This window comes from Paenibacillus sanguinis 2301083 = DSM 16941, assembly GCF_000374825.1.
Lineage (GTDB): Bacteria > Bacillota > Bacilli > Paenibacillales > Paenibacillaceae > Fontibacillus > Fontibacillus sanguinis.
Genome location: NZ_KB895395.1, coordinates 41592 through 56443 on the forward strand (window position 1 = coordinate 41592; position 14852 = coordinate 56443).

Annotated in this window: 8 protein-coding genes and 1 pseudogene; 7 read left to right on the top strand and 2 right to left on the bottom strand. The window is 45.9% G+C overall.

Going from position 1 to position 14852, the window contains the following annotated elements; genetic code table 11:
* Nucleotides 1-414 precede the first annotated feature (414 nt).
* Nucleotides 415-2007, top strand: a complete 1593-nt coding sequence (gene rlmD / locus C557_RS0120440) for a 23S rRNA (uracil(1939)-C(5))-methyltransferase RlmD (protein WP_018753720.1) — start codon at nucleotides 415-417, stop codon at nucleotides 2005-2007.
* A gap of 90 nt (nucleotides 2008-2097) precedes the next feature.
* Here the strand turns inward: rlmD and C557_RS25520 are convergent.
* A pseudogene (locus C557_RS25520) lies at nucleotides 2098-2922 on the bottom strand (transposase); the annotation flags it as partial.
* A 163-nt stretch (nucleotides 2923-3085) separates the two neighbouring features.
* Here C557_RS25520 and C557_RS0120450 point away from each other — a divergent pair.
* From C557_RS0120450 to C557_RS0120470, 5 genes are all read left to right on the top strand, one after another.
* The gene (locus C557_RS0120450; protein WP_240472998.1) at nucleotides 3086-3850 is read left to right on the top strand and encodes a metallophosphoesterase family protein; all 765 of its coding nucleotides are present in this window, start codon (nucleotides 3086-3088) and stop codon (nucleotides 3848-3850) included.
* 263 nt (nucleotides 3851-4113) lie between these two features.
* Nucleotides 4114-4758 (top strand): helix-turn-helix domain-containing protein, encoded by a 645-nt coding sequence (locus C557_RS23870; protein ID WP_018753723.1) that lies wholly within the window; start codon nucleotides 4114-4116, stop codon nucleotides 4756-4758.
* 295 nt (nucleotides 4759-5053) lie between these two features.
* The gene (locus tag C557_RS0120460; protein ID WP_018753724.1) at nucleotides 5054-6025 is read left to right on the top strand and encodes a helix-turn-helix transcriptional regulator; all 972 of its coding nucleotides are present in this window, start codon (nucleotides 5054-5056) and stop codon (nucleotides 6023-6025) included.
* A 294-nt stretch (nucleotides 6026-6319) separates the two neighbouring features.
* Complete coding sequence (locus C557_RS0120465) at nucleotides 6320-9115, top strand: PD-(D/E)XK nuclease family protein (protein WP_169338254.1); 2796 nt, start codon at nucleotides 6320-6322, stop codon at nucleotides 9113-9115.
* On the top strand, nucleotides 9108-12401 hold the full coding sequence (locus tag C557_RS0120470) for a UvrD-helicase domain-containing protein (RefSeq protein ID WP_018753726.1): 3294 nt from the start codon (nucleotides 9108-9110) through the stop codon (nucleotides 12399-12401). Before C557_RS0120465 ends, C557_RS0120470 begins: the two co-directional genes overlap by 8 nt.
* Nucleotides 12402-12437: 36 nt before the next feature.
* Here C557_RS0120470 and C557_RS0120475 read toward each other — a convergent pair whose 3' ends face one another.
* Nucleotides 12438-13100, bottom strand: coding sequence for a 3'-5' exonuclease (locus C557_RS0120475; protein ID WP_018753727.1), 663 nt, complete (start codon nucleotides 13098-13100; stop codon nucleotides 12438-12440).
* A 227-nt stretch (nucleotides 13101-13327) separates the two neighbouring features.
* Here C557_RS0120475 and C557_RS0120480 point away from each other — a divergent pair, with 227 nt between their 5' ends.
* Entirely contained in the window at nucleotides 13328-14461 is a 1134-nt protein-coding gene (locus tag C557_RS0120480; protein ID WP_018753728.1) for a DUF4145 domain-containing protein, read from the top strand.
* Nucleotides 14462-14852: the final 391 nt, after the last annotated feature.

Here is a 14852-nt window from a genome sequence, read left to right on the forward strand (position 1 = left end):
GATAAGAGTTTATATGGAATTCCTCCAGTTATTTTGGCGAGTGGATGGATTTTAGGTGAATTAGCTGGAAAAAGTCCCTCTAATCTTGCCGTTTTAGGCAAAAATAGGGGGGAGTTGCCGAATTAAGTGGAGGTTTTCCATCTATTTTGCGAAAATGAAGCAAAGTGGGTAAATTAGATGGAGGATTTCCATCTAGTTGATTTGCTTGAGCCCATATGACTTGGCATTGATCATGGGCATAGAGCTAGAACTCCTCTTCATATTGGATAATCTCAGAAATAATTTGATCATTTTCAGACACAACTCTAATAATTACGGAATAACTCATTTTGGCTGATTCTAATATGGTAATTACTAATTCCACCATAATGAGTAAATGCAAAATATAACAGGTTATAGATAAAGGAGCACTTCATGATTAAGCAACGAAAAGACAAAGCTTCCGGTAAAACAACCGGGGGCTCCAAAGGGCGGCAAGGCCGCTCACATGCTCCATCTCGCGGTCAAGCACAGGGTTCATCCGATGGACGACGGTCCCAACACCGACCTGGGAAATCATCCGTCAACAGTACAGCCAATAACCATATAGATGCAGGGCTACCTGTTGCCAAGAATGACGAGGTCATTCTTGAGATGATCAGCATGAACCATGATGGAGAAGGCGTGGGCCGGGCCGAGGGATATACTTTGTTCGTGCCGGGGGCTTTACCGGGGGAAGCGGCCAAAGTGAAGGTTTTAAAGACCAAGAAGCAATACGGCTATGCCAAGCTGTTGGAGCTGCTTGAGCCAAGTACGAACCGAGTGGACGCGCCCTGTGCGATCTATGATAAATGCGGAGGTTGCCAGTTGCAGCATTTAAGCTATAAAGCACAGCTTGCCTGGAAGCGGCAGCATGTTATCGATGCGCTGGAGCGGATCGGCAAGCTGCGCGTAGCAGAGGGTAGTGGAACGGCTGCAGGTACAGAGCAAACAACACCTGTTACGGTTCTGCCCACACTGGGAATGGCTGAGCCTTGGCGTTATCGCAATAAAGCACAGGTTCCTGTAGGTGAAATGAATGGTGAATTTGTCGGGGGCTTCTACGCCCGCGGCAGCCATCGCATCGTTGACATGGAAAAGTGTCTCATCCAGCATGAAAGCAATGATGAGATGGTGCGAACGGTGAAGGACATCGCCCGCCGCTTGGGAATCAGCGCTTATGATGAAGAAACGGGCCACGGGCTGCTTCGTCATGTGGTGGTCCGAGTTGGTTTTAGTACGGGCGAGATGATGATTGTCCTTGTCACCAATGGCAAGGATATTCCGCAGGAATCAGAGTGGATTGCGGCGATTCACCGGGAGCTGCCGCAAGTAGTGGGCATCTGTCAGAACATCAACACACGGCAGACAAACGTTATTTTCGGAGAGGTTACTCGTGTATTATGGGGCCGGGAAGTGATCTATGATTACATTGGTGAGGTGAAGTTTGCTATTTCCGCGCGTTCTTTTTTTCAAGTGAATCCGGTTCAGACCGAAGTATTATATGGAAAAACGGTAGAATACGCCGGACTCACCGGGCAAGAAACCGTGATTGACGCTTATTGCGGGATCGGCACGATCTCCCTCTTTCTGGCACAGCATGCCAAGCGAGTGTACGGCGTGGAAATCGTCAAGGAAGCCATCGAGGACGCCCGCATCAATGCCGAGTTGAACGCGATGAGCCATGTGACCTTTGAGGTGGGAGCTTCGGAGGATGTCATTCCGGCCTGGAAGGAGCAAGGCATCACCGCCGACGTGATCGTCGTCGATCCTCCGCGCAAGGGCTGCGACCCGCGCCTGCTGGACACCATTCTGGAGATGAAGCCGGGGCGCGTCGTGTACGTGAGCTGCAACCCGGCCACCTTGGCCAGGGATTTGCGAGTGCTGGAGGACGGGGGCTACGCTACCATCGAGGTGACTCCGGTGGATATGTTTCCGCATACGACACATGTGGAGGTAGTAGTAGGAATGCAACGCAAAGATACCTAGAAATCCTTTGTTTTCAACACTTTGTGCCTTTTACTAAGGATGTTACTAAATCGTAGACTAACCGAATTTGAGCAATACTGTTTTCGAAAATTATGATACTTGTTCTTGTAAGTGGCGATTTAGACGATCACATGCCAACTTCGTGCCATTGTAAACCAGCGTTACCAAGTTGAAATGTGCTTTTGCTTTTTGTCCTGTCCGATGCCTCACATTGTTCAACTGAAAAAATTCCTTGAGGTAAGCATTTACTCTCTCGACTGCAGGGCGTTCTTTAGCAATCTCCTTCCAACGTTTTGAACCGCGGGCCGGAGCGGTATATTTTCGAAGATCACGGGTGAACTTCATCTCGCTAATGGACAGTTCTCACATTCGTTCGGCCGAACGTATTTAAGCTTTTGATATTTCGAGTCGTAGCTGTCGTTAACGGTACGAATACTCTCTCACACAAGTAGGGGCAAGGTGTTCGTCAAATCTGACAATTTTGGATTCTCGGCGACGGTTATACGCGATAACTGCATGTGCCTTCACTTCTCGAACTTGCTTATAGATGGGCTCATAGTCATAACCTGCATCCATGGTTGCATAGTTGAAATGAAAATGCGGATACTGCAAAGCCACTCCTTTTAGAAGCGGTATCGCGGCTTTACCATCGTTCAAATTCCCGGAAGAGAGCAGGGCCCCAAGGATATATTGACTTTTGGTCCCTACGGCAAGATGATCTTTATAGCCATACCAGAAGACATTTTTTCCATCACTATTTTTCTTGATTCCCCACTGCGGCTCAATCGGCATTTCATCTCTTAGAACCTGGAGGGGCTCGCTAGGTTGTGCAGCGGTCTCTTTCTTGAACAGTGGCTTTTGGCTCTCTTCTTGTTTTTGAGCGACCCAAACTTCACGTTCAGCCTTTGATTTTTGTTCCATTTGATAAGCAGGGTAAACAAGCTCTCGTGTCGTATATATGACATAGGTAGTTCATTCTTTCATCTCTGTGTTTGGCTGGTACTTAACACTTCGAGATTTGGGGAGGTTCTCCTTTTTCTATGCTTAAAAAAGCCTGACAGATCAAGGCTTTGAAGTTATGAAATTGTTTCAGATAGTAATAGATTTATTTTTCTTTGATAATTTTGATTTATCAATGGGGGAAGTTGTCTTGAGGTTCTTTATGACAGATATACACGGGGATTACAAAGGTATGGAGCTTTTGATGAAGCATGCTCAGATTGATTTCAGTAGAGATCAGCTTGTTTTTGGCGGAGATATGATAAATCGGGGTAGAGACAGTGCCAAGGTTGTTAGGACGATTAAGCAACTGTCCGATAATTATCCGGAGAAGGTCCAAGTGTTAATTGGAAACCATGAAGAGATGATGCGAGATTATTATCAGAGTGGAGATAAGTTTTGGCTGAGTCATGGACATGAGACGCTGAAAGATTTCGAAAAGACATTCTCCAAAGCAGAAATGAATGCGTATATTGAATGGATAAGCAACTTGCCGCTATTATATGAGGATGAAGACTATGTATTCACTCATGCAGGACTGAATCCATCCGTGCCACTTGATCAGCAGGGTAGAGATATTCTTTGGATTTCGGAGTTGGAATTTTACAGTATTCCAAAAGAAACTCTGTTATCCTTGACCCAATCCAAACCTGTAATCCATGGGCATACACCTGTTGAAATTATTCATTTTGATGGGGCAAGACTGAATGGCGACTTAGGTTCAAATACATACTCAGTGATTGAGGAAAGAGGACTTGCCCTAGTGAACTTGGATCGGATGGTTTATTACGTGTATAAGCAGGCTACGGGAAAGATTGAGGAACGGAGTGTCATACGTTTTTAAAATAAAGTCGGTTAAAGAGACGATGTATGAGAATCCTCAGGATCGTCTATGAGGAAAATTGCTTGAATGAAACACCCGTGATATGATTAGGATAGGAATAAGGAGCCGGACGGCCATCCGACTCCCTGCACAACATTTTGGGTGGGAAGCCTCCCAGAGAGACTTTGTTGAAAATAACCCGTTCCCTTGGCGCTGATATGCTCCCATCATAGTAGACAGTAGAAAAAACAAAAACTACTACTACAAGGATGGGAGTTTTTGTCATGTCGAAAAAAAGTCGTATTTCAATAGAAATAAAATTAGAAGTGGTAAGAAAATGTCTTAGGCAGAATTCGAATCCACATTATGAAGCAAATCAACTAGGTGTAGATAAAGAAATCGTGAAAGATTGGATCAGGAAATATGAAGCAGAGGGAAGTGAGGGATTAAAAGAATCCAGAGTCTGCAAAACATACTCACGAGATCTTAAGGAGGCTGCGATTCGGTCTGTGTTATCAGGACATTATTCGATACGAGAAGCGACAAAACACTACCATATTTCCAGTAACAGTGTTTTATCGAATTGGATTAGCAAGTATACTTGTAGAGAAGAAATCAAACCTACTCGTAAAGGAATAGCTCGTATGAATAAAGGACGTAGAACCACCTATGAAGAACGGATTGAAATTGTACAATTCACAATAGCCCATGACTTAGATTATCAGCAAGCGATCAAGAAATACAGTGTGTCTTACCAGCAGGTCTATGCTTGGGTGCAAAAATATAAAGCGATGGGACAAGAAGCCTTGCAAGATCGTCGAGGTCGTAAAAAACAGCCAGAGGAACTGAATGAACAAGAACAACTCCAGCTTCGAATTAAAGAGCTTGAAGCACGCAATGAATATTTAGAAATGGAGAATGCCAACTGAAATTATGTCAAAATATGATATTTCTTGTGTGGCAGATTTGTAGAAAATCAGAATAAGCGGATTAGAGAAATCGTGCTCCTATTCTCATTGATGCATGTGGAAAGTGTTGTCTTGTAAGCACTGTGATCTCAATTGAGAGGCAACAGTGCTTTTTATGATTTCCGAATGTTCATTCAATAAAAAGTTATGCTAGAAATCTGCTAAGCTTGGAAAGTGCAAGACAGGAAGGAGATTCCTCTTCGATGTAGAAACTAATAATTATTGGAAAATAAAACTATTTACCTAGGAGAATCGTATGATCGATAAAGTCATCCGTATTTTTAATATTATTAATGCTATTCAAGCTAATCCGGGTATTTCTGCTGCCGATTTAGCGCTGAAATGTAACGTTAATATTCGAACGATCTACCGGGACTTGGATGTATTAAATTTAATTGCTCCTATAACTAACGATAAACGTGGGACGGGCTATCGCTTTATGGGCAAGTTTTTTATGTATCCGCTCAATTTTACGGAGCAAGAGGCCCTTGCTTTTTCTTTATTGCCGTCGGTTTTGGACACGGACAAGTTGCCTCCCGGGTTTGACACGGCCTATGACAAGGTGATGGGGACGCATTTGAAGGAAAAATCAAAGCAAAACAGCATCATTGAGGATATTGCGGATGTTATTCAAATGGGGACACCGGCTTATCGCCAAGAAAGCCCTAATTTTTTGCAACCGGTGATTCAAGCGATTTTGGAGAAAAGAACGCTGCATACTATCTACCATACGCAATATCGTGACGAAACAACGGAACGCAATGTAGATCCCTATTTTCTCGTTCCGCGCAAACAAGGGTTGTATTTAATCGGCTATTGTCATCTGAAGCAGGCAATTCGTACTTTCCGCATCAGCCGTTTTCAGCAGGTTGAGATTACCACGGAGACCTTCGATAAGGGGGATTTTAATCTTAAGCAGTACTTGAAAAACACCTGGTCGATTGATCGCGGCGAGAAAAATACCCGGTTCAAAGTGCGGTTCTCTCCGAATGTGGCTCGTTATATCAAGGAAGAGGAATTATTCGTCCAGCCTTGGATGAAGGATTTGAAGGACGGGGGTCTGCTTTTTGAAGTTACTGTCAACAATGAAAAGGAATTTTTAATGTGGATTCAGCAATACGGTCCGGAGGCGGAAATTTTAGAGCCGGCTTCAGCAAGGGAGACTTTAAAGCAACAGTTGGCGGACTGGATGACCTTATATGATTCAGACATTAAGGCGAGGAGTTAGTCGCCTGCAGGTGAACAAGGCATGAAACTTTTAGAACTGTACTGGGAAAAACGGGGCAGTTCTTTTTTTACAGTATCGAACGTTTATTCGCTGACAAGGTGAAGACATTAGTGAAGAGTATAATGAACCATAATGCATAGCAAGCTGGAGGTGTATTTCATGGACTCAAACGTTTCGAAACATCTATATGAACGATGTAAGGAACAGCCCTTCCTCAAAAAGGTAATTCTGGCCAGGAGCTTTGCGCAGGGAGAACAATGGCTGACCAGAATGTGTAAAGAGAACGGACCTTTGATGAACGTAGAAACAGTAACTTTGGAGTCTTTGATCGTCCAAAATGCCAAATCGGAACTCTCGCGCCGGCAGATTCGGCTGATTAATCGGGAGCAAGGTTTCTGGCTTGTATACGAACTGATGTTGACTCATATGCATGAAAACAATGGGTATGTTCCCAAGGAAAGTGTAACAGCCGGGATTGTGCAACGGTTCCATAATGCGTTACAAGAGTTGAGATTAGCGGGAATTAAGGCAGCACAATTAAATCCTCTGGATTTTGAAAATCTGTCCAAAGGGCGTTATGTTCTCAATTTGTTAGGCATGTATGAACGGGAACTTGCACGACGTTCATGGACGGATATGACCGGGTTGCTCGACTTACTGCCAGGAGGTAACCCTGCGGCGGTAGAATATATGATTTCGAGTTTTCATTACGAATCGCTTAGTCGAGTGGAACGAGAGATGCTTAATCGTTTGTCCGTAAATAAACTTTATATATGGCAGGAAGGGCGGTTATTTCCACAATCTTTAACTCAAAATGACCGGGGACAAATTGAGATGTTTAGGGCGGCGGGTACGCTGGCGGAGATACGGGAGGTCATTAGAAGAATTTACTTGCAAGAGGTGCCGTTTGATCAAGTAGAGCTTATCCTTTCAGATTACACCGGCAGTTATGTTACGATACATACTTTAATGGAATACTTAAACATTCCGTGTACTTTTTCTCAAGGAATTTCTACGTCATTTTCGAACCTAGGGAAAGCCGCCATTGCTTATTTGGAATGGCTGGATTCTGGCTTCAGAGTAGATGTGTTAATTCAGGCATTTCGTAACGGAGTTTTGTCAACCCGATCATTAGAAAAGGGTGAACTGAATATGACCTCCCTGCAGTTGGTTCGCGTTCTGGAACAAAGCGGGATTGGATGGGGCCGGGAACGTTATGAATTATTGGATATTTGTACGGAGCATTTTGGCAATCCAGAACATGCAGCGGCATGTAACGCCTGGTCGTTACTATTCAAGGAATTGCTGATTCGGTTACCGGAAGATCGTAACTGGTCGATACAAGATGTACTCGAAGGTCTGGTTCTCTTTTTGGAGAATTGTACGGATATCGTTGATGTCCACGATCATTCAGTTTTAACTTCACTAAAGGAACAGCGGGATAGTCTAATCATATTGGAGCCCTCCGCCATATCCAGTGAATCGGCAGTTCGTTACGTCAAAGATTCGGTGATGAACTTGTGCATTAAGCAAGCATCTCCGCAAAGTGGACATCTTCATATTTCCTCTCTGGAAAACGGGGGAGAGTCGGGCCGAACGCATACGTTTATTTTAGGGATGGATGATGGGGCTTGGTCGTTTTCCGCGAAAGAAGATCCCATCCTGCTGGACGAAGAAAAGAAAGGGATTGACGGTTTGCGGACTATGGCGGAATCCGTGAAGCAGGCTAAGCAGGAAAGAGCCGAAAGGCTGGGCGGGATCGGCGGATATGTCAACTTAAGTTACAGCAGTTATGACCCTGTAAATCAGCAAGACAATTATGCTGCTTTTGAATTGCTCCAAGTTTGCCGCGGGTACACGGAAAATGAAGATATGGATTTTTCGGAGATGAATGCTATTCTCGGTATACCGGCTGGATTTATGACCTGGCAAGAGGATTGTAATCAGGATGAGTCGAGAAACCGGCTTGACCGGTCAGACTTCTGGCTGGGACGGTTGGTCGCGGAGGGGAAGGCTTTTCTTGTTGATGAAGCGCTGAGCGCTACTTTTCCATGTTCGATCGGGCTCAGGAAAGAAGTACAGGGGGACACGTTGACCGAAGCTGATGGTCTTATCCAACCGCATGGAGAAATGGCGATCCGTTACCGGGGCAATTCGGGAATCCACCTAAGCGTTACGGAGTTAGAACGGTATGCAGAGTGTCCGAAGCGGTTCTTTTATGGCTCTATATTAAAGGTTAGAGAAAAGGATACCCCAGTCTTCGATCGCAATATTTGGCTTGGTCCGGCTGATCGAGGGAGCTTGCTTCATGTGATTTTTTACCGGTATTTAAAAGAAAGAGTCGAATTTCATCTAGAGAATGAGATCGGAGATCGTACGTTACAGCATGATTATTCACGGATCAAACACCTTGCCGATGAAGTTATCAGCGAATATAGACGTCGTATCCCGCCCCCATCCCCGCATGTGTTTGAGCAGGAATGTAAGGCGATTCATCAAGACGTGGAAGTGTTTTATCAAACGGAGCTGAAACGTCAAACGTTGCCGAAATGGTTCGAGTTGTCGCTTTCAACCGATGATCATCCGTTAGAAGTGGTATTGGACAGTGAAACAGTTTTATATATGAAGGGGTTCGTCGACCGGGTGGATGAGCTGCGTCCGCACGAGTACAAAATTTACGACTACAAAACCGGCAATCCCCGAAAATACGGAGAGAACGCCTATTTCGCAGGCGGGACGCAACTGCAGCACGCCTTGTATGCAGTGGCGGTAGAGCAATACCTTAGGCAAACCCGGTTGGATCCGGAAGCAAGGGTGATCGAATCGGCTTATTATTTTCCTACAGAACGGGGAAAAGGTGAGGAAGTACTAAGAGTGCAAAACCGTAAGCTTGAGCTGGTTCAATTAGTGAAACGTTTGCTTGATTCCATTGAGTCAGGTGTATTTCTAGGAACACCCCATGCCGACTCGTGTAGATGGTGCCCCTACAAGCCGGTTTGCGGCAATCAAGGTGATCTCGTCAAGGCGAAATGGGAAAATGAACAAAATGAACTGCTATTGGCTTGGAAAGAGGTGAGCGCCTATGCTTAACGATCAAATTGTGCGTGAGCGGATATTATCTGATCTGGACACGACCCTCCTGGTAGAGGCTGGCGCGGGCTCTGGAAAAACGACGTCACTCGTTGGCCGCATGCTGGCTATGATCGAGTCCGGCAAAGCTACAGTCGAGCAAATAGCGGCGATTACGTTTACCCGAAAAGCGGCGGATGAATTACGTAGCCGATTCCGGCTGGAAATCGAAAAACGGATCAGAACCGCAAGTAACCCCGAGTTTGAAAGGCTCGAGGTTGCGTTGAAAGAAATCGAGCAATGCTATATCGGGACGATCCATGCTTTTTGCGGGAGACTACTTAGAGAACGGCCTATCGAGGCGGGGATTGATCCGATGTTTCGCGAACTGGAGGAAGAAGAGGCTTCGGCATTGCAGGATCAATGCTGGGATGAGTATTTATTGCAACTGAGGAGCCGGGAAGAGGGCCTGTTGATTCCTGAATTGGAAGAACTGCATGTTCAGGTGGAGGAACTGAAAGAGGTATACCACAAAGTCTCCGGGTACCGTGATGTGCAGGTGCAAACCGCCTGTGGTACCCGCCCGGATTTCGACTTGATTCGCTTGTCGCTTCCCGGGCTGATTGAAGCCGCTTATCCTTACATTCCAACGATCCAGCCCGAAAAGGACTGGGACAATCTGCAGTTAATGATCAAAGAAGGTAAGCGTAAGATTGCGCTCCACGGGCTTGCAGACGATCAGCGCATACTGGAGCTTGCGTTTCTTTTTGAACGAAGTATCAAGGTCGTGCAAAGCCGCTGGAGTGATAAATCGATGGGCAAGGCGTTTCAGGAACGGTTTCACGATTGGCAGGTGACCGTGCTTTTTCCTTTTTTGAATGCCTGGCGAGAATACTTGTACCCAAAACTAATTGAGCAGGTGCTCCCTATCATCCGCTACTGTGAGCAAAGGCGGAATCAACTCGGGGTCATGGATTTTCAGGATTTGTTAATGCGTGCAGCCAAGTTGCTGCGGGAACACCGGCATGTAAGGGAGTATTTCGGCAGGAAGTATACCCGTTTGTTCGTCGATGAATTTCAGGATACAGACCCGATTCAGGCGGAGATCATGTTTCGATTGACTGGGGACGATACGACGGAAGCGGATTGGCGAAAGTTGACTCCGAAACCGGGTTCCTTGTTTATCGTTGGGGATCCCAAGCAGTCGATTTACCGTTTCCGAAGGGCTGATATTTCTATTTACAATTTTGTAAAAAACAAGCTTGCCGGGTGCGGCGAATGCGTACAATTAACATCTAATTTCCGTTCCGTTCATGCGATCGGGCAGTTTGTGAATTCAGTATTTCGGCCGCGATTTCCGGAGTGGGAGACAGAGCATCAGGCGGCCTATGCTGAGATGGAGACCCAGTTGCCAAATCCGACAGAGGTGAACGGGAAATTTGTGATGGCCTTGCACGGCACAACGGTTATTACGCACGAAAAAATGTCCGGCGGCAAAGCGGCTATCGCTAAGGTAGATGCAAACCGGATTGCACGCTACATTGCTTGGGCCTGCGCCGAGAATTTGCAGATCCAGGAGCGATCTGCGGAAGGTTATGTCTGTCGTCAGGCTGTTCCAGGAGATTTTCTAATCTTGCTGAAACAAAAGGAATTTCTGTCTCTGTATGCCGAATACCTGGAGCTATATGGTGTGCCCGCGGTTACTGCCGGAGGAGCTCCGGTATACGAGGAGATCGGCATGCTGACGCTGCTGGCTCAATGCTTGAATGATCCAGACGATAAAATAGCATTACTAGCCGCCATTCGGGGGATATTTGGAGTTAGCGACCATGCGCTCTACCATTATAAAATGGAAGGCTTCCCGCTGAGTTATCTTTTTTTACCGGAGAGTGACAAGGTTTCGGCTATTTCTCTACCTGTTTTTGATGCACTGGAGCGTTTAGCCGGATACCGCAGACAAGTGGGGTCGCTTCCTGCCTGGGCGGCGATGATGTGGATTGTAGAAGATCTTGGCTTGCTGCCGGTAGCGGTGGGGAGAAAAGGAGGACTTGGCCGGGCAGGAACTATATTGCAGTTGCTTCAAAAAGTTCAATCCGATTTAAGAGCAGCGGCGGGATGGGCGGAATTGACCGCTCTGCTCCTGCATTTTGCTGAGGAAGGCAAGCTGGAGGGAAGCCATCTGCTCGCCGGGCAGCAGGATGCGGTGCGTATAATGAATTTGCATAAAGCGAAGGGGTTGGAGGCTTCCGTTGTATTTTTGGCTGCTCCGTGCGGCAATTCAGATCATGACGCATCCGAGTACGTCGACCGGAGCGGGCCGGAAGCTCTGGGGTATTTCGTTATTTCTAGAAAAAGAGGATATCAGAAAGAAATCATTGCCCAGCCCCCAGGATGGCAAGAGCTTGCGGAAAGGGAAAGGGTGTTTATGCTCGCAGAACAGGAACGACTGTTGTATGTCGCGGCGACGCGTGCGAAGCAGTTGCTCGTCATCAGTCGATATCCCGACAAACCGGCGATCGATCCGTGGAGCGGATTTGCAGAAAGCTTGCAGGAGGCGCCGGAACTGGAAGATGTAGAGTGGGAATCGGTCTTGCCCGAGAAATACCGGGCGCTTGAGGATAATGCAGGCAAGGAACAATTCGACAGTGAGAGTGTAGGTCGAAGCGTACGAGAGAAACTTTCCATTCCGACCTACCGTTCCGCATCTGTTACGGAGTTAGCTAAACAAGCAGGGACTCAACCACCAAGGCCTTTAAAGGGTAGAGGTTTGGCATTCGGCAGCACGGTGCATCGCTCGATCGAGCTGTTGGGCAGGGGACGAAGCAAGGATGAACTCGACATCAATATCGCAGTCATCGCTGAAGAAGAAGGGTTGGATTCCAACTTAATGCCAGAAGTGAAGTACATGCTTGAAGAAGTAAAGGAAAGCCAGATTTGGAGGCGCGCTCTTGCCGCCAAAACGATGCTTCAAGAGCTTCCATTTCGAACGATGATAGGTGCTGGGTCGTATGAAGGAGATATATCCGATGGTCATGCTAATGGCAATCAAGCGGATATTGAGCCGAATGGCAAAGCACCTGACCTGCTACTTAAAGGAGTTGTGGATCTCCTCTTCGAAGAAGAGAACGGCTGGGTGATTGTGGACTTTAAAACCGATATGTATGCAGATGGACAACTGGAATTGTTTTCCGACTTCTACCGTCCGCAAGTTCAAGCCTATGCGTCCGAACTGGAGCGTGCATTTGGCCTCAAGGTAAAAGAGCAAGGGCTGTATTTTTTGCATGGGAACGAATACGTCGTTTTATAAAACATAAAAAGGGGCCCTATTTCAGGGCCTCTTGGACTATTGGGCGATTTTTAACAAATTGGCAAGCTCGAGGAAGGGTGTGTATTTCAATTCAGGGTCGGTTGAATAAACGATTTTCGTTTCGAACAAAGATTCTTCAGCAGCGTTGTTGCATTCCAGAATGAACCTCGGGAAGTATCTTTTAAACAGTTTTGCCGTATTAAAGGCATCGTCGAGCGCGTTGTGCTGTTTCCCGATAAAGGGAAGATTTTCGGCCTTCAAGGATTTCTTCAGGCCCATTCTCTGACCAATGTCTGCCCCGTTCAAACGGGTGTAGGACAATTGGATATCATTGTAGTTCCTTATCCAATTCAAGTCCATTTTCTTAGCGTTGCATTCCCGCACCAATTGATACTTGTCGTCCGGTCCCCAGGAGCAAAGATAATAATTCTCACCTAACCAGGCTTTGAAGCTTTCTATCGCTTCTTTAAACAGAGGCGCATCATCCACGTCAGATTGAGTGACCCCGGTAAATTCCGTCGTCAGCTTGGAAATTTGGGGACTTCGTGAAGGTTGAACATAAGTGTGGTACAAATCAGTCATGCTCAGCTCCCCATGCTCATCCGCTTGAAGCTCAATCGCCCCGATCTCGATCGTTTCCGCCATATGCTTCTGCGAACGGAGTACCGTGAACTCCAGGTCAAATACGATGTATTTCATAGCTATCGGCTCCTTTATGTATTTGCTTACTGCAAGTGTACAGGAGGTTGGGTGACAGCTGGGTGTCACGAATGGGTGTTCGGGTGGGATAATAAAAGGGATTATGTGTTGTATGTCGAATTAGGTATGTAGTCTATGATTCTTTTTATCTAGTCCATCTGGAATGATGATTATAAAGGCAGACGCCATTATGTCACTGAGTAAAAAGCTATTTGGAGGAAGACATCATGGAAATAAAGCAGCAATCGTATTATTATCATTTTTTAGAACCTATATCTAAAGAGTTAGCGTATGTTGCACGTGAATTGGAGAACAGTATTTTTAACAGTCCACGTACGATGCTTACTCATGCTAGAACTTTTGTTGAAAACATACTCCAGAAGGTGATTCAAGCGGAGAAGCTGCCTGAGGAGCAGAGAAGTGGGTTTCTGGAGAAAATTGATTTACTGAATAAAAGTGAATTGCTCACACCAGAAATTCGAAACGATCTCCATTCTATTCGCAAACTAGGAAATGAAGCAGCACACGACACTCGAATGTTCAGGTATTCGGAGGCGTTGTCTTCTTGGGAATCAATTTACCGAATTGTGAAATGGTATATTGAAGTATATGGACCAGTGAGTCTGGATTTCCCTAATTATCAAGACCCATCGACACAAAAAAATCCTTCCTTAGGAATCGTTGAAATTCAGGAACGTCTGAAGGCTGTTGAGGAGTTGCTTGTCTCATCTCTTAGAAAAACTAAGGTGGAGTCTGAGAGCCTAGCGGCAGAGGAGGCAGCTATAGCAATCTCTGTTCCTGAAGCGATAACGCCAGGACTAACAACGGTTCGCACGATAACATACAAAGACCAATACGTGGACATTCCATACTTTCTACGTGATGCATTCTTGTTGCCGCAACGTTTTGAGAAATCCGAAACATTTCTTGTCCGACTGGGAGCAGTACAACAGGCACGAATCATGAGCGAATTGCCGAACAATGTGGAAGGATTGAACCGATATATCATACGATATAATGAAAAGCATGAAGAAATCTTTTTTGAAGAGTTGAAGCAGTATATTGAAGAAGAAAAAAACCGCAGAAAATTGATGATGGAGCGCCCCGGAGAGCTATTCTTTTTCTTTAAAGATGATTATATTGTTGTAACGGAAGAATTATCTCAAATACAACTTAATACAGAACAATTCACCGGCTTCCCTAATCTGTTGAAACAGCTTAACGAGGATCAGATGACGCGAGTCGAACATTTACCGAGGGAACTTGTCATTCTGGCAAAGTATAAAAATGTCGGGATCAGTACTGTGGAAAAATTGTTTAGGCAATTGAAGGAGAAGCAAAAAGAGAATATGAATATATGAGGGAGTTGTAACATTGGTGTGTGATTATATTAAAATGATCATATATTTATACATATAGAGACTTTTCTCAAAACACGTTTCCTGGAGAAGCGTGTTTTTTCATTGTACGCCCAGCATGGGCGTCATCTCTAGGGTGAAAGTCCCGAGCGGGGGCTGGCAAGCGCCTACCGTTAGCCAAGGGCAAGGGTGTCCACCGTGAGGTGGAATCTGAAGGAAGCCGGAGGCAAAAGCACGGCCTGAGGTACACGAATCCAATTGGAGGCGGTTGCAGTCGGATGAGTCACCAATACATGACGAAATCCAAAGCTGCCAAGGGCTGTAGCCGTAGACTTGGGCAGGCACGGGCGGAAAGATGGCGTTCTTATCTGGGGAGGCCTGTCGGATATGCAAG